Origin of the sequence: Rhizobium leguminosarum (assembly GCF_001679785.1) — a bacterium.
Lineage (GTDB): Bacteria > Pseudomonadota > Alphaproteobacteria > Rhizobiales > Rhizobiaceae > Rhizobium > Rhizobium leguminosarum_R.
This window is the reverse complement of the sequence record NZ_CP016289.1, coordinates 504618-524596: the sequence shown is the minus strand read 5'-3', so window position 1 is coordinate 524596 and position 19979 is coordinate 504618. Positions and strand designations below refer to the sequence as shown.

At 61.5% G+C, this 19979-nt stretch carries 20 protein-coding genes; 6 read left to right on the top strand and 14 right to left on the bottom strand.

What is annotated here, in order from left to right; translation table 11 throughout:
- Positions 1 to 2: 2 nt before the first annotated feature.
- The 8 genes from BA011_RS34000 to BA011_RS33965 all read right to left on the bottom strand — a co-directional run bounded on the left by BA011_RS34000 (position 3) and on the right by BA011_RS33965 (position 7179).
- Positions 3 to 743 carry a FadR/GntR family transcriptional regulator gene (locus tag BA011_RS34000; protein ID WP_065284081.1) on the bottom strand — a complete coding sequence of 247 codons (741 nt, stop codon included), beginning with the start codon at positions 741 to 743 and terminating at the stop codon, positions 3 to 5.
- A gap of 42 nt (positions 744 to 785) precedes the next feature.
- Positions 786 to 1550 carry a 2-dehydro-3-deoxy-D-gluconate 5-dehydrogenase KduD gene (gene kduD, locus BA011_RS33995; RefSeq protein ID WP_020052789.1) on the bottom strand — a complete coding sequence of 255 codons (765 nt, stop codon included), beginning with the start codon at positions 1548 to 1550 and terminating at the stop codon, positions 786 to 788.
- Positions 1547 to 2383 (bottom strand): 5-dehydro-4-deoxy-D-glucuronate isomerase, encoded by an 837-nt coding sequence (gene kduI, locus BA011_RS33990; RefSeq protein ID WP_065284080.1) that lies wholly within the window; start codon positions 2381 to 2383, stop codon positions 1547 to 1549. The genes kduD and kduI overlap by 4 nt, the downstream gene beginning before the upstream one ends.
- Positions 2384 to 3011: 628 nt before the next feature.
- A complete protein-coding gene (locus BA011_RS33985) occupies positions 3012 to 3158 on the bottom strand; it encodes a DUF1127 domain-containing protein (protein WP_003594835.1) in 147 nt (48 codons plus the stop codon).
- A 181-nt stretch (positions 3159 to 3339) separates the two neighbouring features.
- Complete coding sequence (locus BA011_RS33980; RefSeq protein WP_065284079.1) at positions 3340 to 4320, bottom strand: 3'-5' exonuclease; 981 nt, start codon at positions 4318 to 4320, stop codon at positions 3340 to 3342.
- Positions 4321 to 4407: 87 nt separating this feature from the next.
- Entirely contained in the window at positions 4408 to 5787 is a 1380-nt protein-coding gene (locus tag BA011_RS33975; RefSeq protein ID WP_065284078.1) for an ATP-binding protein, read from the bottom strand.
- Positions 5784 to 6458, bottom strand: coding sequence for a response regulator transcription factor (locus tag BA011_RS33970; RefSeq protein WP_065284077.1), 675 nt, complete (start codon positions 6456 to 6458; stop codon positions 5784 to 5786). Before BA011_RS33970 ends, BA011_RS33975 begins: the two co-directional genes overlap by 4 nt.
- A gap of 121 nt (positions 6459 to 6579) precedes the next feature.
- A complete protein-coding gene (locus BA011_RS33965; protein ID WP_065284076.1) occupies positions 6580 to 7179 on the bottom strand; it encodes a class I SAM-dependent methyltransferase in 600 nt (199 codons plus the stop codon).
- Between the two features lie 192 nt (positions 7180 to 7371).
- Between BA011_RS33965 and BA011_RS33960 the strand changes: the two genes are divergently transcribed.
- Together BA011_RS33960 and BA011_RS33955 are read left to right on the top strand one after the other, a co-directional pair.
- Positions 7372 to 8634 carry a flavin monoamine oxidase family protein gene (locus BA011_RS33960; RefSeq protein ID WP_065284075.1) on the top strand — a complete coding sequence of 421 codons (1263 nt, stop codon included), beginning with the start codon at positions 7372 to 7374 and terminating at the stop codon, positions 8632 to 8634.
- A gap of 237 nt (positions 8635 to 8871) precedes the next feature.
- Positions 8872 to 9903, top strand: coding sequence for an aldo/keto reductase (locus BA011_RS33955; protein ID WP_065284074.1), 1032 nt, complete (start codon positions 8872 to 8874; stop codon positions 9901 to 9903).
- A gap of 110 nt (positions 9904 to 10013) precedes the next feature.
- Here the strand turns inward: BA011_RS33955 and BA011_RS33950 are convergent, their stop codons facing one another.
- On the bottom strand, positions 10014 to 11798 hold the full coding sequence (locus BA011_RS33950) for an APC family permease (RefSeq protein WP_065284073.1): 1785 nt from the start codon (positions 11796 to 11798) through the stop codon (positions 10014 to 10016).
- 249 nt (positions 11799 to 12047) lie between these two features.
- On the opposite strand from BA011_RS33950, the gene BA011_RS33945 reads away from it, so the two are divergent.
- From BA011_RS33945 to BA011_RS33930, 4 genes are all read left to right on the top strand, one after another.
- On the top strand, positions 12048 to 14417 hold the full coding sequence (locus tag BA011_RS33945) for a DUF1989 domain-containing protein (RefSeq protein ID WP_065284072.1): 2370 nt from the start codon (positions 12048 to 12050) through the stop codon (positions 14415 to 14417).
- Positions 14418 to 14697: 280 nt separating this feature from the next.
- On the top strand, positions 14698 to 14907 hold the full coding sequence (locus BA011_RS33940; protein ID WP_003548109.1) for a cold-shock protein: 210 nt from the start codon (positions 14698 to 14700) through the stop codon (positions 14905 to 14907).
- Between the two features lie 129 nt (positions 14908 to 15036).
- Positions 15037 to 15261, top strand: coding sequence for a hypothetical protein (locus BA011_RS33935; RefSeq protein ID WP_062940231.1), 225 nt, complete (start codon positions 15037 to 15039; stop codon positions 15259 to 15261).
- Positions 15262 to 15399: 138 nt separating this feature from the next.
- Entirely contained in the window at positions 15400 to 15780 is a 381-nt protein-coding gene (locus BA011_RS33930; protein WP_065284071.1) for a DUF6481 family protein, read from the top strand.
- A 41-nt stretch (positions 15781 to 15821) separates the two neighbouring features.
- On the opposite strand, the gene minE is transcribed toward BA011_RS33930, so the two are convergent.
- From minE to BA011_RS33905, 5 genes are all read right to left on the bottom strand, one after another.
- On the bottom strand, positions 15822 to 16082 hold the full coding sequence (gene minE, locus BA011_RS33925; RefSeq protein ID WP_003574994.1) for a cell division topological specificity factor MinE: 261 nt from the start codon (positions 16080 to 16082) through the stop codon (positions 15822 to 15824).
- Positions 16079 to 16894, bottom strand: coding sequence for a septum site-determining protein MinD (gene minD / locus BA011_RS33920; RefSeq protein WP_025397600.1), 816 nt, complete (start codon positions 16892 to 16894; stop codon positions 16079 to 16081). Before minD ends, minE begins: the two co-directional genes overlap by 4 nt.
- A gap of 85 nt (positions 16895 to 16979) precedes the next feature.
- Positions 16980 to 17699, bottom strand: a complete 720-nt coding sequence (gene minC, locus BA011_RS33915; RefSeq protein ID WP_025397601.1) for a septum site-determining protein MinC — start codon at positions 17697 to 17699, stop codon at positions 16980 to 16982.
- 209 nt (positions 17700 to 17908) lie between these two features.
- The gene (locus BA011_RS33910) at positions 17909 to 18511 is read right to left on the bottom strand and encodes a PAS domain-containing protein (protein WP_065284070.1); all 603 of its coding nucleotides are present in this window, start codon (positions 18509 to 18511) and stop codon (positions 17909 to 17911) included.
- A 112-nt stretch (positions 18512 to 18623) separates the two neighbouring features.
- Complete coding sequence (locus BA011_RS33905; protein ID WP_065284069.1) at positions 18624 to 19961, bottom strand: NAD(P)-binding domain-containing protein; 1338 nt, start codon at positions 19959 to 19961, stop codon at positions 18624 to 18626.
- Between the last annotated feature and the right edge of the window lie 18 nt (positions 19962 to 19979).

Here is a 19979-nt window from a genome sequence, read left to right as displayed (position 1 = left end):
CATTATGCGGTAGCGTCACGCAACTCTTCGAAGCGCGCGGCGCTCTTCGACAGGTGGCTTCGGATGGCGCGGCGCGCGGCGGGCTCGTCGCGGTCGCGGATCGCCGCGAATATGGCATGGTGTTCCCTACGCATGCGCGCCGCATGACGCTTGCGCTCGGCTGATGTCATCTTGTCCAAGCGCGCCCATTGCCGCGGCACCATGATGTTGCCGAACGTGTCGAAGAGGCGGCCGTAATAGGAGTTCTGCGTCGCGACCAGAATGGATCTGTGGAAGGCGTAGTCCTCTTGCGCGCCGTATCCACCCTCCTCGAGCGCCTTGTCGAGGGCGTCGAGACGATCCTGCATACGCTCGATATCCTCCTGCGTGCGCCGCAACGCGGCAAGACCGGCGGCTTCGTATTCGACCCCCATGCGCAGCTCCAGCACGCGCAGAACCTCGTCGATCGACTGCAGGTCGTTCGGAATGATGGAGAAGGATCTGGGCGTCGGATCGTTCGAGACAAAAGCCCCAAGGCCTTGCCGCGTGGTGATCAGCCCCTTCGCGCGCAGCGCGGCGAGCGCTTCGCGAACGATCGTCCGGCTGACGCCGGTCGCCGTCATGATCGCCTGTTCGGTCGGCAGGCGCTGGCCGGGCTTCAGGTCGCCGGACTCGATTTGCGCCGTCAACATGTCGGCAAGGTTGCTGCGCAGGTTCGGCGCCTGCTGAATGGTATTGAAGACCGCGTTGTCCTTGTCCGTCATCCTGTTTCGATCCTGGTGTCGGGGCGGCTGCGCCGAAACCGATTACCGCGCCAGCCAACCGCCATCGACGGGCAGCACCGTTCCGTGAACATAGTCGGAGGCCGACGATGCCAGGAAGACGGCCGCACCACCGAGTTCGGACGGCGTTCCCCAGCGCCCGGCCGGGATCCGGGCAAGGATGGCGGCATTGCGGTCGGCATCTTCGCGCAGCGCCGTGGTGTTGTTGGTCACGAAGTAGCCGGGGGCGATGGCGTTGACGTTGACGCCCTTGCCGGCCCATTCGCAGGCCAGCAGCTTGGTCAGTCCGGCGAGGCCGCTTTTCGAGGCGGTATAAGATGGAATCCGGATGCCGCCCTGGAAGGAGAGCAGCGAGGCGATGTTGATGATCTTGCCCCTGCCCTTGTCGACCATATGGCGGCCGGCCGCCTGAGACAGGAAGAAGGCAGTCTTCAGATTGACGTCGATCACCGCGTCCCAGTCTTCCTCGGTGAAATCGAGCGCGTCGGCGCGGCGGATGATGCCGGCATTGTTGACGAGGATGTCGAGGCCGCCGAAGGTCTGGATGGTCTCAGTGACAATCCCCTTGACCGGTTCGATGCTGGCAAGATCGGCCTTGACGACATGGAAGCGGCTTCCCGCTTCCTGCACCAGCGCCTCGGTTTCGTCCATCGAGGAGCGCCCGACCGCGACGATCGACGCACCGGCCTGCGCCAACGCTGCCGCGATGGCCTGGCCGAGCCCTGTATTGGCGCCGGTGACGACGGCAACCCGGCCGGAGAGGTCGAAGGGATTTGCCACGATGCTCACCTCAGATCTGCAATGGCGATATGGTCCATGTCGGTGAAGCTCTTATTGTCGCCGGCCATCGCCCAGATGAAGCTGTAGTTCTTGGTGCCAGCGCCCGAATGAATCGACCAGGGCGGCGAGATGACCGCCTGTTCGTTGGCGACAAGCATATGCCGGGTCTGCTGCGGCTCGCCCATGAAGTGGAACACACGCTGCTCGGCTTCCAGATCGAAATAGAGATAGGCTTCCATGCGCCGATCATGCGTATGGGCAGGCATTGTGTTCCAGACACTGCCCGGCTCGATCATGGTGAAGCCCAGCGTGAGTTGGCACGACTGGCAGACCTCAGGATGGATGAACTGGTAGATCGACCGCTTATTGGCCGTCGCGGCTTCGCCCGGCGTCAGGTGACGGGCCTTTTCGCGGGTGAGCAACACGGTCGGGTGCGTTTGATGCGCTGGCGTCGAGACCAGATAGAATTTCGCCGGATTGGCAGCATCCGCGCTCTCGAAGCTGATGTCCTTGGCACCCTTGCCGACATAGAGGCAATCATATTTGGCAAGATCGTAGTTCGTGCCGTCGACGATGATGCGGCCGGCACCGCCGATGTTCAGGGCGCCGAGTTCACGTTCGGCAAGGAAGGTTTCCTGTCCGATCGCTGTCGGCACCGTCAGCGTCAGCCCGGGGCCGAGCGGCGTCGCGCCGCCGATGACCATCCGGTCGTAATGCGAATATGTGAGCTGGATCTCGCCGCTCGCGAAGACGGTTTCCACCAGAAAATGACGCCGCAGCGTCTCCGTGTCGAAATTGCGCACGGCCTCGGGATGGGAGGCGTGCCTCACGTCGATCTGCATGTCAATTTTCCTTCCGCTTCATTGTCGCCACGGGTCGTCGCTGTCGCGGGAGCCGGTCTTGTCCGGCCGGTTCCGCCGCGGCGGTATCCAGCTGGTTACATAGTTGTACGACAAGTTTGATGTCAACATGTTTGTCCGTGCGCGCTCGAGAGAGGTAAGGCCCTCAAGAGCACGAAACGAATTCGGGGATGGATAGGAGAATTTTAAGGAGATGATGAGGTCATCATCCAAGCGATGATCGCAAGCGGACGCTTCGGCGCGGTCCGACATTTTCCTGGGCCAAAACGAAAAAGCCTGCCGCGGGAGGAGGTGCGGCAGGCTTTCGTAAAAAACCGAACGACAGCTGGGAGGAGGAGTGCTGTCATTCCACAGACGACCCTGGGAGGAGGAGGATGGGGCGCCTGTACATCGAAGGGACGCGGGAGGAGGTGCATCGCTTCGATAGAAATAATCATACTTATTTCTTGCTCAGTTGATAGGCATTTCTTTGCAGGGCAGCTATGCGTTATGCGAAAAGCGGGAGGCTCGATTACCCTTGTCCATTCGCTGGAAGCACAAAAGCAAAGCGCCCGCTCGGGAGGAAGCAGGCGCTGGCATAGTCTTTGAAGATGCTTGGTCTAAGCTGCCGTTAGCGGGCGATGGCTGCGCGGGCGACGTTGCGGATGTCGCCGCGGCCGATGCCGAGGTCGTCCAGTTCGCGTGCGGACATACGACCCAGTTCAGCGACCGTCTGACGGTACTTGCGCCAGTTATTGAAAGAGCGTGCTACGTTCATGATGATCCCCTTTCGTGGGCTTTCGAAGCTTAGCTGCCAGTCCTTGGCGCTTCGTTCGCTTCGATGAGCTCTATATAGTACGGGACATCTGATTATTGCAGCGCCAATGCATCACTGCACCTATGCGGCGATTGCATGGGTCGCCATATCTTGCAGCATCAGGATCCGAACCGCTTCGCGGTCAGAGTTTGAAACGATCGAAGGCCGTCAGCCGCACGATCGGCGGCTCCGCCTCGGCCCAGCGGTAAATATCCGAGCGCAGATAGGATAGCTCATCGTCGAGATCCTCTTCGCCGACTTCGATCCACCAGGATTTCAGGCGGCCGTCGCTGCCGTCCGACCAGCGGTAACCCCTCCCCTTCAGATGATCCTTCATCTCGAACGGGCTGTGTTCGGCAAAGATACGGATGCGTGAGCGCTGGCTGGCGCGGTAAAGCTCGGTGAACGGGCTTTCACCGCCGCGCTGCTCTCGATCGAGGATTTCCAGCAGTGCGTGGCAGTCGTCCACGGCGCGATGGCCTTCGTGGAAATACCCGGCTTGGCCGACGAGATAGCCGAGCTTCGTACCCTCGAAGCCGCGGGCGCTCCAGTCGATCTCCGAAACCGAGCATGCCCAGGCCTTGCCAGTGAAAATCTTCGAGAAGGCCTCGCAGAACGGCCGGTCGAAACCGGCATTGTGGGCAATGATCAGATCCGCCGGCTCGATCAGCGTTCGCAGCGATTGGATATTGATAAGCTGTCCTTCGACCATCGCGTCGGTAATCCCCGTCAGCCGGGTGATCTCGGGCGGGATCGGCCGGGACGGCTGTTGCAGGCCGCCATAAATGCCGACGATATCGCCGATCGCGCCGTCATCGTCGAAGGTAAAGGCGACGGCGCCGATTTCGATGATCTCGTCGCTGCGATGGTTGAGACCCGTGGTCTCCGTATCGAGAACGACACCGAGGCGCGAAAACCCCGGCTGTCTGACTGACGCAATCGGCCGGGCGACCAGCTTTCTCAAGATGCGATAGTTGCCGCTCTCTTCGAGCGCCCGCGCCATGTCTTCATCGGAATGGACGACCGGCTGCGATGGCCGCCGGTGCGATGGACCGCGTGCCTTGGCCGTCGCGGGCGCTGGCTTGGCAAACATGTCGAGTTGCGAATCTCTGTGCACGCTCATCGAATCTATATGTCATGAAGAGGCGATTTAATCCATCGCACGGACAGCACCGCGCCTTTTCGAGAGGCGCCGCTGTAGCACCTTGAATTATGCAGTCGCCAGATGTGGTGGAGTATCAACATGTGCCGTTTTGTCTGTCGGGAAGCTCAGCCGGCAGACCGCCCCGGGACTGTGGTTGTCGATCGTCACTTCACCGCCGTGCATGCGCAGGATGTCGCGAACGAGATTGAGGCCGAGGCCGGCACCGCGTCCGTCGTGATGGCGCTTGAAGAACGGCTCGAATATGCGATCGCGCATATCGGCGGGGATGCCCGGTCCCTCGTCCCTAACTTCGATCCAGTTGCAGCCTGATGTCAGCGAGATGGTGCCTTTCCTGCCGCCATGGTTGATCGCGTTCTGCAGGATGTTCATCAGGGCGCGCTGCAGCGCCAGAGGATCGCCCTCGATCTCGCCGGCGCCGTCGACATCGAATTGTACCGTGTAGCCGGCGGCAAAGGCCAGCGGCGCCATCTCGATCATGACCTTTCTCGCCAACTGGCCGAGATCGATCTTGGTGAACTGGACCTTGCCCTGTTTCAGCCGCTGAAGATCGAGCATCTGCTCGGTGAGAACGGCGAGCCTCGCTGCATCTTCCAGGAGGTCTGTCTTGATCGAACTGTGCGGCAGGGCTCCAATTCTCGTATTCAGAATGGCGATCGGCGTGCGCAGCTCATGCGCGGCATCGGTCAGAAACCGTTCCTGCCGCTCGTAACCCTCGTCGAGACGTCCGAGCGCGCGGTTGACGGCGTGTACCAGCGGCGCGATCTCTTCGGGAATATCGTGTTCCGACAGCCGGCCGCCACGCTGGTCGATATCGATCGTATCGGCCTGGAGCGCGGCCTGGTCGATCCCGACCAGCGATCGTCGCACGACGAGCGGCGTCGCGATCAACGCACCCAGCGCCATCACCGCCACGATCGGAATAACAATCTTCGCAAGGACCAGCGAAAGCTTGAGCAGGATGAAGGTGGACGAGATGGGGCCGTCGGTGCCCGTCAGAAACTGCACCTGTCCCCAATCCGTCGCGATCCACTTCATCCGGGCAGCCGGAGGGTCGTGGTCGCCGAGATTCATGCCGAACTCGGCCTCGCCGACATGATCGAGCGTGTTGCCGATTGTGGCATATTCTTCCGGAATTCGGCCCTCGGTCAAAACATGCCCCTGCATGTCACGGACAGTGTACCACAGATCGGGCGCGTCCTTGCGCAGCTCTCGCAGATCCTCGGTCTCCCTCAGGCTCAACTCTCCGGTGGGTTGGCGGAAGACGGCCTGGCGCAGGACCTCGATCGTGCCCTCCGTCGACCTGTATTCGGATATCTTGCCAACCGAAATCAGCACGATCATCACCAGGATGAGCACCACCGATTGCACGGCAAGAAGGCGCCAGAACAGGCGCTTGCGCAGCGAATAGGAGCATCGTTTGCTCATGATGCTTCCCGCAGGAGATAACCCACGCCCCGGATAACGTTGATGACCACGCCTGCTTGCGATGCCGCCAGCTTGCGCCGCAATCGCGATATGTGGGAATCGAGCGCGTTCGACTGGATCTCGTCGTCAAAGCCGAAGACCGCTTCCATCAAGGCCGGTCGCGGCACCATGCGACCGGCACGACGCATGAGGCATTCGAGCACCAGCGCCTCCCGGCGCGGCATTTCCAGACGCAGGCCGGAGACGATGATGTCGCAATAGGTCGGATCGAACGAAAGACGGCCGATCGAGATCAGTGCCGGGCGCAAGGTTTCGGAGCGGCGCATCACGGCACGCAGCCGCGCCAGAAGCTCGTCGAAGACGAAGGGTTTGGCAAGGTAATCGTCGGCGCCGGTCTCAAGGCCGGTGATCCTGTCTGGGACCTCTCCCTTGGCGGTGATGACGATGATCGGCAGCGTCAGCCCCTTCTTGCGGATCTTCGGAATGAGTTCCAGGCCATCGCCGTCAGGCAGTTGCCGATCCAGAAGGACGGCATCGTAGGCACCGTCGCCGATCACCAGTTCGGCGTCGCGTAGGGTCGAAACATGATCCATCACCATGTCGTGCCTGGTCAGGGCGCCCCGGAGCGCCACGGCCATTTGAGGTTCATCCTCGATCAGTAATATGCGCATCTCACATTCCTAACGGGGCCGTCGATCCACAGGAAGAGACCATATCACCTCAGCCACGCCTGCAGCAGCAGTAGCGCATCGAACGCCGGATTGCCGCCTCGAACAAGGATACTATCTCTCATTATGCACGGCGCTGCTCGATCAGGGCCATTGGCTGGTACCGGCGACTGATGCGGTAGACCGCGGCTGGCGGGATATTGCGCAACGTCCAGCCGATCCTCTTTGAGGCAAGACCGAGGGAGTCGAGGACTTCGACGGGCACAGGGCATTTCGGCCCGTAGGTGAATTGATAGAAGGCACCATGCGGTCTGAGGTTGGAAAAGCAGCCATCGAGCAGCGCCTGCACATCGTCCGGCCGCATGGCAAGAAGCGGAAGCCCGCTGACGACACCACCGAAAAAGCTTCTGGAAAGCGCCGTCTTCCACATCTCCCGCACGTCCAGATGCAGCACCCTGGCGTCGGGAAAGCGATCTTGAAGCAGCGTGGCGAAATCCCGTTCGTATTCGATCAGAGTCAGATCGCGCTCTGCAATGCCGCGTTCCAAAAGGGCCGCGGTGAAAACGCCGGTGCCTGGGCCGAGTTCGAGAACCGGCCCGGTTAACGTAGAAATTTCTTTGGTCATCAGGCCCGCAAGGCGGGGGCCTGATGGTGTGATCGAGGCGATGCGCAGCGGCGCGCGTAGCCAGGCAAGAAGAAAGCGTCGTCGATCGAAACGTGGCATGGGACCTTCACGGTGGCTGATTGATCCCACCCATGAACCGGCTCAACATTGCAACAGTCTGTCATGTCGCTGGCGGATCGCCGCTGACGCGGATATTCATACGAGACAGGCTGCAGGTGCATCTTTCAATCGAGCGTGATCGGGCGGGAACGGCCGGTAGCGAATAGGCGGCGAGCGACCGAAGGAGAATGCATGCCTGGTGACAACAGCAAAGGTGCCGACGAGGATGTCGTCATCATCGGCGCCGGTGCCGCCGGCATTGCCGCCGCCCGTCGCCTGCGGGCAATCCGCCCCGATCTTTCCATCCTCCTCCTTGAAGCCGGCGATCGTCTCGGCGGTCGCGCCTGGACGGTCAGCCTGCCTGAAGCTGCCGATATCGGGCTTGATCTCGGCTGCGGCTGGCTGCATGGCGCGCGGACCAATGCCTGGACTGCGATCGCCGGCGAGGTCGGACTGACGGTCGACCGCACGCCGGCACCCTGGAATGATGGCGGACGGCAGCTTCCGCGGGATGACGCGGAGGCGCGTGCCGCTAGGCAGGAGATCGGCGCCTATTTCGAGCGACTTGAAAGCCACTCGGGGAATGATGCGGCCATGGCCGATATGCTCGAGCCGGGCAATCCCTGGAACGGCCAAATCCGGGCGGTCGGCACCTATATCACCGGCGCCGAACTGGAGCGGTCGTCGGTCTTCGATTACAACAGATATGATCCTGGCCCTGGCCCTGACTGGCGGGTGCGCGAGGGCTATGGAACGCTGGTCTCGCTTTACGGCAAGCCGGTTCGGGCAAGGCTCGGCACTCAGGTAACCCGCATCGACCATCGTCATGCCGGTCGTATCGGCATCGAGACGAACCAGGGCGTGCTCAGTGCCCGCGCGGTGCTGGTGACGGTTTCGACGAATGTGCTTGCCGCCGGCAAGATCGCCTTCGACCCGCCTTTGCCTGACAAGATCGAGGCAGCGGCCCGTTTGCCGCTCGGGCTCGCCGACAAGCTCTTCCTGAGGCTCGCAAATCAGGAGGCGCTGCCGGCGGACACGCATATGTTGGGCTCTACCCGTCGCGGCGCGACCGGCACCTATCAGCTCCGGCCGTTCGGCGCGCCCGTCGTCGAGGCCTATTTCGCCGGCGACCTCGCGCATGATCTGGAGGGGCAAGGCAGAGAGGCTGCCTTCTCCTTCGCAGGAGACGAACTGGCGGCACATTTCGGTGCTGACATCCGCAAGGAGCTGTCGGTCGCCGCGATGTCGGCCTGGGCAGCAGCGCCCCATATCGGCGGCTCCTATTCCTACGCCGAGCCCGGCGCCTCCGATCAACGCGGCCGTCTCGCCGCGCCGCATGACGAGCGGATCTTCTTTGCCGGCGAGGCCTGTTCGAAGTCGCGTTATTCAACTGCGCACGGCGCCTACGAGACCGGCGTCGCCGCAGCCGATCGGATCGCCGACTCGTTTTCGTGAAGTCCGTGCCTTCGCCGGCTGCCGCGGCAGGCAGGAATATTTTTTCTCACTTGGTCGCGCGGGCGGGATTGGTTATGCTGCCCTCGCCCCTGTGCTCCAAGCCCAGGGCGCTATACGTCATCCGGCGGCAAGCGGCCGCCTCAAGCACAATATTGTCATTGTCATTGATTGCAGGAGCCCCGGCTTCTACCCCGACGTTTGCACGTCGGCTGCGGGTATCCGCATGAGGAGGAAGAAATGGATTATCGCAAGTTCGGTCCCAGCGGGACCGTCGTCACCGCCTATTGCCTCGGCACCATGACCTTCGGCGCGGAGGCCGATGAGGCCGCCTCGCACAAGCTGCTCGACGATTATTTCGCCTGGGGCGGCAATTTCATCGATACCGCCGATGTCTATAGCGCCGGCAAGTCGGAAGAGATCATCGGACGCTGGCTGAAGGCGCGTCCGACCGAGGCCCGCCAGGCGATCGTCGCCACCAAGGGGCGCTTTCCGATGGGCAACGGCCCAAACGATATCGGCCTGTCGCGCCGGCATCTTAGCCAGGCGCTCGACGATTCGCTCCGCCGCCTCGACCTCGAGCAGATCGACCTTTACCAGATGCATGCCTGGGACGCGCTGACGCCGATCGAGGAGACGCTGCGTTTCCTCGATGATGCGGTTTCATCGGGCAAGATCGGCTACTACGGCTTCTCCAATTATGTCGGCTGGCACATCGCCAAGGCCTCGGAGATCGCCAAGGCGCGCGGTTATACCCGCCCAGTGACGCTGCAGCCGCAATATAACCTGCTGGTGCGCGACATCGAACTCGAGATCGTCGCGGCCTGCCAGGATGCCGGCATGGGCCTGTTGCCGTGGTCGCCGCTCGGCGGCGGCTGGCTGACCGGCAAATACAAGCGCGACGAGATGCCGACGGGTGCCACCCGCCTCGGTGAAAACCCCAATCGCGGCGGCGAATCCTATGCGCCGCGCAATGCGCTGGAGCGAACCTGGGCGATCATCGGCGTCGTCGAGGAGATCGCCAAGGCGCATGGCGTCAGCATGGCGCAGGTGGCGCTCGCCTGGACGGCGGCGCAGCCGGCGATCACGTCCGTGATCCTCGGCGCCCGCACGCCGGAACAGCTCGCCGACAATCTCGGCGCCATGAAGGTCAAGCTTTCCGACGACGAGATGGCAAAATTGAACGATGTGAGCGCGCCTCAGCCACTTGACTATCCCTATGGCAAGGGCGGCATCAACCAGCGTCACCGCAAGATCGAGGGCGGCCGCTGAAGCCTTCCGTCTGCAGCCGGCTGAGTCGTCTCGCCCGGCCTGCAACCACCAATGAAAAAGCCGCCATGTTTCCATGGCGGCTTGGCGGCCTATCTGCTTGGGAGGCGATTTTAGGCCGGAAGCTGGAAGATGACGTTGGCGATCAGGACGATCGCCAGGCCGCCAGCGAGTGCCAGATAGGGCAGGATGCCGGCTTTCTTGACGCCGAGATCCTGGCCGACGAGGCCAAGATCCTCCATCGCGCCGGCCGGGAATTTGCCGCCGTCGCGCACATAGTGGCGATAGGCGAAGACCGGCAGGATCAGGGCGGCGAAGATGAAACCGACCCAGAGCGCATTGGAATAACCCCAGACCTTGGCGCCGGCGCCGAGGAAGAGCGCGTTGACGAAGGCAAGCACGGTGTTGAGGCCGATCAGCCAGGTGGGCGCTTTCCAGGGGCGTTCGATATGGCCGGAATCCATCCGGTGGATCCAGCCGGAATTAAGATTCAGGAAGTTGAAGATGATGTAGCCGACATTCGAGACGGCGAGCACGAAGAAGTAGCCGCCGACATCGGATGCGATCGCCAGCAGGAAGAGATTGAAGGCGAAATCGGTCCACATCGCCCGCGTCGGGGCGCCGTGCTCGTTGACGTGGTCGAGATATTTCGGCAGCCAGCCGTCCTTCGAGCCCTGGTAGAGCGTGCGCGAGGAGCCGGCCATCGCCGTCATGATGGCGAGGAAGAGCGCCATGATCATCAACACGACGAGCAGTTGGGTGACGATCCGGCCGGCGCCGATCAGGCCGCCGAGCGCTTCGGCAACCCCGGTGCCATCGACGATGCCGGGGGCCAGCATGCCTGCATGGCCGAGAACGCCCTGGAAGGCGAAGGGCACGAGGAAGAAGAACAGGCAGCAGGCAAGGCCGGAATAGAAGATCGCTTTGAAGGTGTCGGTCTTCGGGTTCTTGAGTTCGCGGGTGTAGCAGACGGCCGTCTCGAAGCCGTAGGTCGACCAGGCGGCGATATAGAGGCCACCGAGGAAGAGGGTCCAGCCGCCGTTGCTCCAGGTGCCGTCGGCAGCGGAATAGGCGGCTGTCGGCGGCACGAGACCGGTGACGTTGGTGGCAAGGATCTGGCCGCTGACGATCGGATAAAGGCCGATGATGAGCAGCGGCACCAGCACGATGATGGCCAGCCACTTCTGCACGCTTGCCGTTTCCGAAATGCCACGATGCTGGATGGCGAAGATGATCAGCATCAGGATGCCGCCGATGAAGAAGGTGGCATTGATATTGGCGGTGGCAAGGAAAGGAATGCTGAAGCTGAAGAGCGACCAGCTGCGGATCGCCGGCGTGAGCGCCGCGACACCGTCGGTGCCGAGCAATGCCTTGACGGCGTCATCCGGCGTCGTGCCAGCATGGGCTGCAATATATTCGGCGACCCGGGGGCTATCGGCCGTAATGGAAGCGGCATGCGCTGAGATCCAGTCGAGGACCATTTGCGAATCCGCTGCCGGAATCGGGTAGAAGGCATTGAGGATGTAGCCGGCGGCGATGGCGCAGCCGAGCGACAGCACCGGCGACCAGGCAAACCAGTTGCACCAGACGGAGAGCGGCGCGATGAATTTCGAATAACGCAGCCAGGCGGTGGCGCCATAGACAGAAGCGCCGCCGGATTTATTGGCGAACATGCCGGCGATCTCGGCATAGGTGAAGGATTGCAGGAAACCCATCACCATCGAGATGATCCAGACGACGAAGGCGAGCTTGCCCGTCGTGCCCGCAATCCCGCCGATGGAGAAAAGAACGAGCGGCGGCACGCCCGCAGCCACCCAGAATGCGCCCTTCCAGTCGAGCGCGCGTACAAGCTTACCTTCGGTGCCGGATGCAATCCCGGCCTCCACAACGTCTGTCATCGGTGAAATTCCCCATTCTATTTGTTCCGGACGTATCTTTGTACGTCTCCCTGAACGTGTCCCCCTGACAGTCTCAAGCCCGCCCGGATGATTTTGGCGATCCGTGTTCCCGACGGATTCCCGAGTCTCAACTCTTTATGCATAGTGAAGATATTTTCTTTTTAGTCAACATCACTTTACTTTCCCGGGGCATTTTGTAACCTGCATGGGTGGGTGTCCGAGGACGCCCGATCCTCCCATGAGGGCAGTATGCGAGAACTTCATCCTGCTATGACAGGCCTGCGGCCGGCGGCTGCGAGCCTCGTGCATTATCCCGGCATTCCGACCCTGCCGGAGGGAACGGAGCGCTACAGGGCAAAGGGCGGCGGATCGGTCGTTATGCGCGTCGAGCCGGGCGACCGGGTCAGCGTCATCGACAGCGAGGGCGGACAGGTCTGCGAGATCTCCTTCCTCGACGAGAAAGGGCGCTTCCTGGCGGCCGGTATCGGAACGGCTTTCAGCAATTCAGCCGAGGGTTTGAAAGCCATTCTTCAAGCGGAGGATGAGAGTGCTGGCCGCACGCGTGCAGCGCTTCAGCGTCGCGGCGCCGATCTGGCAGCGGCCGGCGCGCTCTGCATTTTCGGGGCGGGATCGACACCGGGCAGCCGGGCGGATTTCACGATTTCCATGAAGGGCCTGCTGATCGTCGCGGCACCCGGCAGCGCCATGTCGCCGGAGGCGCAGGATACGGCGACGCCGATCGAGATCAGGATCCAGCGCAGCCTGCTGATCCGCGATTATGCCTCCGCCCTGCCGGAACCGGCCGCCGATCCGCTCGAGGATATCCGCATCCGGGCGGCGACCGCCGCAGCCTATTTCGTGCGGGCCGGCGAGTTCATCCAGATCATCGACGTCTATGGACGCCAGTGCACCGATTTCCAGGCCTTCGCCGCCCGCAAGGTCGACAAGGGACTCGACCTCGCGCTTGATTCCACCGTCACCCGCACGCTGCTCGGCCGCAGCTATCCGATGCCGGGTCTCCCCTCCAAGGCCTTCGACCGCGACTTCGAGCCGCTGGTCGAAATCGTCCAGGATACGGTCGGGCGCCATGACGCTTTCGCGACCGCCTGCAACTCGCGCTATTACGACGACATGGGTTATCCCGGCCACGTCAACTGCACGGACAATTTCAACGCGGCGCTGGCGCCTTACGGCATTGCCGGCCGCAAGGGCTGGGAAGCGCTGAACTATTTCTACAACACCAATATCGACCACAACAACCAGCTCTATCTCGACGAGCCCTGGTCGCGTCCCGGCGATTATGTGCTGATGCGGGCGCTGACTGATCTCGTATGCGTCTCCTCGTCCTGCCCTGACGATATCGACGCTGCGAACGGCTGGGATCCGACGGATATCCATGTCCGCACCTTTTCCGGAAAAGAGAAATTCTCACGAGCGGTGGCCTATCGCATGACCCCAGATGCCGACGCCGAACTGACGCGCGAAACCGCCTTCCATCCCCGCCTCTCCGCCTTGACGCGGGACTACACCGAATATCGCGGCTACTGGCTGCCGAACCGCTTTTCCAGCGAAGGGCCGGTCGAGGAATACTGGGCCTGCCGCGAGCGCGCCGCCGTGATCGACCTCTCGCCCTTGCGGAAATTCGAGGTGACGGGGCCGGATGCCGAAGAGCTGCTGCAATATTGCCTGACGCGCGACGTGCGCAAACTGTCGACCGGCCAGGTCGTCTATTCCGCCATGTGCTACGAAAATGGCGGCATGATCGACGATGGCACCCTGTTCCGGCTCGGCGACAAGAACTTCCGCTGGATCGGCGGCGATGATTTCAGCGGCATATGGCTGCGCCAGCAGGCAGAGAAAAAGGGCTTCAAGGCCTGGGTCCGCTCCTCGACCGATCAGATGCACAATATCGCCCTGCAGGGGCCGAAGAGCCGCGACATCCTGAAGGAGATCATCTGGACGGCGCCGCGCCAGCCTGATATCGGCGAACTCGAATGGTTCCGCTTTACCGTCGGCCGCATCGGCGGCTTCGAGGGTGCCCCAATCGTCGTCTCGCGCACGGGTTACACCGGCGAGCTCGGCTACGAGATCTTCTGCCATCCGAAGGATGCGCTGACGGTGTTCGACGCGGTCTGGGGGGCGGGGCAGCCGCACGGGTTGAAGCCGATGGGGCTGGAGGCGCTCGATATGGTTCGCATCGAGGCGGGCCTGATCTTCGCTCACCATGAATTCACCGATCAGACCGACCCGTTCGAGGCCGGGATCGGCTTCACGGTGCCGCTGATATCCAAGCAGGACGATTTCATCGGCCGCGAGGCGCTGATCCGGCGCAAGGAGCATCCGCGCCATCTGCTCGTCGGCCTCGATATCAAGGCCAACGAAGCGATCGGTCATGGGGATTGCATCCATATTGCTCGCGCCCAGGTGGGCGTCGTCACCAGCGCGACGCGCTCGCCGGTCCTCGGCAAGACGATCGCGCTCGCCCGCATCGACGTGATGCATGCAAGCCCCGGCACCCAGGTCGAGATCGGCAAGCTCGACGGCCACCAGAAGCGCCTGCCGGCGACGATCGTGCCGCTTTCGCATTACGATCCGCAGAAGACGCGGCCGCGCTCGTAACGCCTGCTTTGGAGGTCGGGAAAGGCGATCGGTTGTTGATACTGCCGCCGACGCGCACGACCGGCGAGATGCAATCTTATGGCGATTTGGCGGCTCAAAAAAACTAAAAGTTGACATATCCGGCTTCGATGGTTATATCTCGGTGGTCGATATTGCTTGTTTGACTTTTGTTATCGCACGCTGGCAACGTGCCCTGGACGAACTTCCCTCTTCAAAATCGAGATCATCATCCGCCGTGCTTGCGCACGTGCGGTCGTCAATTGCTATGAAAGGGTTTGTTATGACCACTGGCACAGTTAAATGGTTCAATTCCACCAAGGGCTTCGGCTTCATTCAGCCTGATGACGGCGGCGCTGACGCCTTCGTCCACATCTCTGCCGTCGAACGCGCTGGAATGCGCGAAATCGTCGAAGGCCAGAAGATCGGCTATGAGCTTGAGCGCGATAACAAGTCGGGCAAAATGTCCGCTTGCAATCTCCAAGCCGCTTAAACTGAAATCTGCTTTCCTTTGACCGCGGATGTACCGGCACAGTCGAAAGTATGATACTATCAAGGTCAGGCAAGTTGCCTGGCCTTTTTGCTGCGTTCCGCCAAGCGGGCTCATAAATCCAGGATTGATATGACAGAGTCACACAGCAAATCACGCAAGCAGGCGGAGATTGCCTTCGGAAACGCGCAATCGCAGTTCCTGGCGCGAAGCCGCGCGGTCGAAGAGATCGATTCGACCGTACGTGCCCGCGAGGAAAAAACCCTGCGGTTGCGCGAAGCGCGTGAGGCCAAGGAATTGCAGGATCGCTTGACAGGGGTTACTGCTCCCAGCGCGAAGCGAAAAAAGAAAATCTGACCCTACTGCATAATTCCTTAAATCGGATTCGATTTCAGGATAAAATGATGCCGCAGTTCAATGTATTGCAGCGTCCTTTGCGCGTCTGAAGACGCGCGCGCCGCCGTAAGGTCGAAGTCAAACAGTCAGGAAACAGATTTGAAAAACGCCAAAAACAACGAGCTTTCCGATCGCCGCAGCGCCGCTGCCGAAGCCAAGGCGGCTCTCCTCAATGCGTATCGTAGCGCCAAGGATTCAGCCGAACCGACAAGGCTGGCAAAGCAGGCGGAGCGTCAAGCTATTGCCGCGGCCAGGGAAGAACGTCGCGCTCAGCGGGAACGGATCAAGCTCGAGGAGCTGGAGCGGGCTCAGGCCGCCGAGGCCGAACGTCAGGCTGCCGCCGAGGCCGCAGCACGCGCCGATGCCGACGCGCGCGAAGCGGCTGACAAAGACCGGATCGCCCGCGTGATTGCCGACGAAGCGGCCCGAAAGGCCGAACGCGACCTGCGTTACGCCAATCGCAAAGCCAGGAAGTCCTGATCGTCAGCGCCGCCTGTTGTCGTAACAGGCAGCGCTCTCTTTCAAGCGGCCTGCACGGCTGCGTTCAGCGGGATTTCGACGTCGATCTCAAGGGTCGAGACGTATTCGTTGCGATCGATCGTCACCTGCACCTTGTCGTGGTCGAGTTGCACATGCTTTGCGATCACCGCAAGGATTTCCTCGCGCAGCAGGGAGACCAGGTCCGACCCCGCCGAGGAACGTTCATGGGCGAGAAGGACCTGCAGCCGTTCGCGGGCGGCCGGTGCGGTTCTCTGCTTGTTGAAAAGACGGAAAATATTCATGCTGCCCTCCGTCCGAAGATCTTGCCGAAAATGTTCCTCTTTTCCTCTGGGATGGCGATCGGCACAACTTCGCCGGCGAGCCGGCGAGCGGCATCGAAATAGGCCATCGCAGCCGCGCTGCGGCTGTCTGCCAGCGTGACCGGCGCCCCGATGTTGGATGCACGCAGAACATCCATGCTTTCGGGGATGATGCCGAGCAGCGGGATGGACAGGATTTCCAGGACGTCGTCGACCTTGAGCATGTCGCCGCGTTCGGCGCGGTTGGCGTCATAGCGGGTGAGCAGCAGGTGCTTCTCCATCCGCTCGCCGCGTTCGGCCTTGGCGGTCTTGGCATCCAGCAGGCCGATGATGCGATCCGAATCGCGCACCGACGAGACCTCGGGATTGGTGACGACCACGGCAACATCGGCGTGGCGCATGGCAAGCGTTGCGCCGCGCTCGATCCCGGCGGGGCTGTCGCAGATGATCCAGTCGAAATAGCGCTTCAGGTCGTTGATGACGCGCTCGACGCCCTCGGCCGTCAGATTGTCCTTGTCGCGCGTCTGCGAGGCCGGCAGCAGGAACAGCGTTTCCAGCCGCTTGTCGCGGATCAGCGCCTGGGTAAGCTTGGCGTCGCCCTGGATGACATTGATCAGGTCGTAGACGACCCGGCGCTCGGCGCCCATGACGAGGTCGAGATTGCGCAGGCCGACGTCGAAATCGACGACGACGACTTTTTCATTGCGTTGCGCCAGCGCCGCTCCCAATGCGGCGGTCGAGGTTGTCTTGCCAACCCCGCCCTTGCCTGACGTGACGACGATCACTTTCCCCATCATTGTCTCTCCTTTGCCGTGGCCCCAGTAATTCAAAGTGTTAAAGCGTCCTTTGCGGCTCACGAAGAGACGCGCGGCGCTGTCGTCAGATCAGCTTTTCTGCCATGATCGCGTCGTCTTCGAGCCAGAGCTGAACAGCCTGTCCGCGAAGATTGGGGGCCATGTCTTCCGCCATTTTGTAGATACCGTCGATTGCAACCAGCTCGGCCTCGAGCTTGCGGCAAAAGATCCGCGCCGATGCGTTTCCGATGGATCCCGCCATGGCTCGGCCACGCAACGCGCCATAGATATGGACGGACCCGCCGGCGATGACCTCGGCACCCGAGGCGACCGAACCGATGACGGTGACGTCGCCTTCCGGAAAGATCACCGATTGCCCCGAGCGCACCGGCTCCCGGATGACGATCGATTGCATGGCCGGGCGGGTCTCCGCCACGGCCGGTTTGCCGGGCGGATCGGCGGGCTCCTTTGCCTGAACCTCGATATCGGAAACCGAACGACCGCCTTTGAGTGCCGGCGGCATGCCGGATCCGAGGATCGAAGGCCGCGCGCCCTCGATGCCCATGATGCTGACATTGCGCTTGGCAAGTTCGGCGATCAGGTCCTTCAGCTGCGGCCGGTCGATTTGCAGGTCCGTCAGGTCGAGCACGACAGGCCGTCCGAGGAAGAAGCCGGCCGAACGCGCGGCCAGATCGTCCAGCCGGATCAACCAATCATCGATCGGAAGATCCGGAGACAGCATGACCGCGAGGAATGAGCGGCCCTTGATGCGGATGGAGCGAGCGTCTGTTAGCACTTTGGTCATCTATGTGAAGAAATCGTTGACCATGTCTACCGCTGCTATGGTTAACAAAAAGTTAACGCGACCTTAATATCACCGACAATCACCTGAGATTCTTTAAGCGCGGAATTGCCGCAAGTCATTGGGAAAGCGTCGCAATCTCTGGAAGCACTGAACGGTTAATGACGCGGCTTTGAACTTGAGCCGCAAATCCGCCGCTGCTTGGGTAACGCTCAGCCTTTCGCCGTGCGTTGTGCGTTGGAAATGGCGCGTGCGGCCTCTTCCGAGGAGTTGGCGAGCGCGCGCATCTCGGCGGCAAGCACTGCAAAGCCCGACCCGGCCGTGCCGGCGCGGGCGGCCTCGATGCCGGCATTGACGGCCAGCAGCTTCAGATAGCGCAGCGATTGCAGGATCTCATTGGTCTTCGAGGCGGTGACGCGCATGTCGGCGGTCTGGTCATCGATTCGCTGGTAGAGTGATTCGATGTTGATGATGCTGCCTTCGAGATAGAGAAGCTCGCCCTTCTCGTCCCAGATGCCGCCGCCCGTCTCGGTCACCCAGATGAGATGGCCCATGGCGTGACGCATGCGGTATTCCATCGTCCAGTCTGTGCGCCTCTCCAGCGCCCGCCCGACGATCTCGTCCATCAGTGGCACGTCTTCCTCGTACATGATCGAGGTGAAGGTCCGCGTGCGGTTGCCGATGATTTCGTCGACGGGATAACCGAAGATGCGCTCGATTCCGTCGGTCATCTCAAGCATCGTGTAGTTTTCATCGGCACGGCAGCGGTAGAGAAAACCGCTCATGCGCCCGAGAATGCTCGTTTGAAAATCCATGAAGGCGACATCCGAAGAGAAGAGTTGCAGTCGTCTCGCTCAAAGGCGCGGCTCACAATATGCCGGAGGAGAGTGCCCGCACACCCTCCTCCGGCAATGCAGGCCCGCCTCATCAGTTGCGCAGATATTCCTCCATGGAATCGTCGAGCGCCTCGACCCAGGGCGTGTGGTGCGTCGGCGACATATTGCCGGTCATCAGCGATCGGTAGGCATGGTCGCGGAAGCCCATGATGTTGTGGGCCTTGTGATGTTCCCACTCCATGAAGGTCTGGTTGGTCGCCTCGATGTCGAAGCTGGGATAGTCGGTCTCGGCGAGCAGTTCCTTCACATAGTCGCCCTGATACCAGATCATCTGCTCGGCATCCTCGAGCCTTTCCTCGCGGGCGCGCCACATGTCGAAATTGGCCTTCAGCTCCTCTTCGGATGGCAGGGTGATGCGACCCATCATCACGTCGCGCGCCCACCAGGCCTGCACGTCGAACATGTTGAAGGTGTAGAACTGGTCCTGCATGCCGATATAGAAAAGCTGCGGGTTCTTGTCGAAGATCACCCCCTTGTAGAGGCTGTCGGCCCAAAGGCGGTTGGCGGTCTTCAGCCGGAGATCATCGGGCAGGAAGGGGAAGTGGTGCTGGTATCCGGTGCAGAGGATCACCGCATCGACATCCTTGGTCGAGCCGTCGAGGAAATGCGCCGTGCGGTTTTCGAGCTTCACCAGCAGCGGCCGCTCCTCGAAATTCTCCGGCCATTTGAAGCCCATCGGCTTCGAGCGATAGCTGGTCGTCACCGATTTTGCGCCGTATTTCCAGCATTGCGAGCCGATGTCTTCGGCCGAATAGCTGCGCCCGACGATGAGGATATCCTTGCCCTTGAACTCCAGCGCGTCGCGGAAGTCATGGGCATGCAGCACGCGGCCATTGAAGGTCTTCACACCCTCGAAATAGGGCACGTTCGGCGTCGAGAAATGACCTGATGCCACGACGACATAGTCGAATTCCTCTTCATACATCCGGTCCTCGATGCGGTTATGCGCCGTCACCGTGAATTTCTTCGTTTGATCGTCGAAGCGAACCATGCGCACCGGCGTGCTGAAGCGCACCCAGTGGCGGACGTTCGCCTTCTCGACGCGGCCCTTGATGTAATCCCAGAGCACGGCGCGCGGCGGATAGGAGGCGATCGGCTTGCCGAAATGCTCCTCGAAGGAATAATCGGCGAATTCGAGGCATTCCTTCGGGCCGTTCGACCAGAGGTAACGATACATGCTGCCATGGACCGGCTCGCCATATTCGTCGAGGCCGGTGCGCCAGGTATAGTTCCAGAGCCCGCCCCAGTCCGACTGCTTTTCGAAGCAGACGATCTCCGGGATTTCGGCGCCCTTCTGGGCAGCCGATTGAAAGGCGCGCAGCTGCGCCAGCCCGGAAGGACCGGCACCGATGACGGCTACTCTTGTCATGAAGCATTCCCCTCTTGA

What these genes read in the sequence shown, in the direction of transcription:
- BA011_RS34000 (WP_065284081.1), bottom strand. Translation starts at nt 743, where the DNA reads ATGACGGACAAGGACAACGCGGTCTTCAATACCATTCAGCAGGCGCCG.
- kduI (WP_065284080.1), bottom strand. Translation starts at nt 2,383, where the DNA reads ATGCAGATCGACGTGAGGCACGCCTCCCATCCCGAGGCCGTGCGCAAT.
- BA011_RS33985 (WP_003594835.1), bottom strand. Translation starts at nt 3,158, where the DNA reads ATGAACGTAGCACGCTCTTTCAATAACTGGCGCAAGTACCGTCAGACG.
- BA011_RS33980 (WP_065284079.1), bottom strand. Translation starts at nt 4,320, where the DNA reads ATGAGCGTGCACAGAGATTCGCAACTCGACATGTTTGCCAAGCCAGCG.
- BA011_RS33975 (WP_065284078.1), bottom strand. Translation starts at nt 5,787, where the DNA reads ATGAGCAAACGATGCTCCTATTCGCTGCGCAAGCGCCTGTTCTGGCGC.
- BA011_RS33970 (WP_065284077.1), bottom strand. Translation starts at nt 6,458, where the DNA reads ATGCGCATATTACTGATCGAGGATGAACCTCAAATGGCCGTGGCGCTC.
- BA011_RS33965 (WP_065284076.1), bottom strand. Translation starts at nt 7,179, where the DNA reads ATGCCACGTTTCGATCGACGACGCTTTCTTCTTGCCTGGCTACGCGCG.
- BA011_RS33960 (WP_065284075.1), top strand. Translation starts at nt 7,372, where the DNA reads ATGCCTGGTGACAACAGCAAAGGTGCCGACGAGGATGTCGTCATCATC.
- BA011_RS33955 (WP_065284074.1), top strand. Translation starts at nt 8,872, where the DNA reads ATGGATTATCGCAAGTTCGGTCCCAGCGGGACCGTCGTCACCGCCTAT.
- BA011_RS33950 (WP_065284073.1), bottom strand. Translation starts at nt 11,798, where the DNA reads ATGACAGACGTTGTGGAGGCCGGGATTGCATCCGGCACCGAAGGTAAG.
- BA011_RS33945 (WP_065284072.1), top strand. Translation starts at nt 12,048, where the DNA reads ATGCGAGAACTTCATCCTGCTATGACAGGCCTGCGGCCGGCGGCTGCG.
- BA011_RS33940 (WP_003548109.1), top strand. Translation starts at nt 14,698, where the DNA reads ATGACCACTGGCACAGTTAAATGGTTCAATTCCACCAAGGGCTTCGGC.
- BA011_RS33935 (WP_062940231.1), top strand. Translation starts at nt 15,037, where the DNA reads ATGACAGAGTCACACAGCAAATCACGCAAGCAGGCGGAGATTGCCTTC.
- minE (WP_003574994.1), bottom strand. Translation starts at nt 16,082, where the DNA reads ATGAATATTTTCCGTCTTTTCAACAAGCAGAGAACCGCACCGGCCGCC.
- minD (WP_025397600.1), bottom strand. Translation starts at nt 16,894, where the DNA reads ATGGGGAAAGTGATCGTCGTCACGTCAGGCAAGGGCGGGGTTGGCAAG.
- minC (WP_025397601.1), bottom strand. Translation starts at nt 17,699, where the DNA reads ATGACCAAAGTGCTAACAGACGCTCGCTCCATCCGCATCAAGGGCCGC.
- BA011_RS33910 (WP_065284070.1), bottom strand. Translation starts at nt 18,511, where the DNA reads ATGGATTTTCAAACGAGCATTCTCGGGCGCATGAGCGGTTTTCTCTAC.
- BA011_RS33905 (WP_065284069.1), bottom strand. Translation starts at nt 19,961, where the DNA reads ATGACAAGAGTAGCCGTCATCGGTGCCGGTCCTTCCGGGCTGGCGCAG.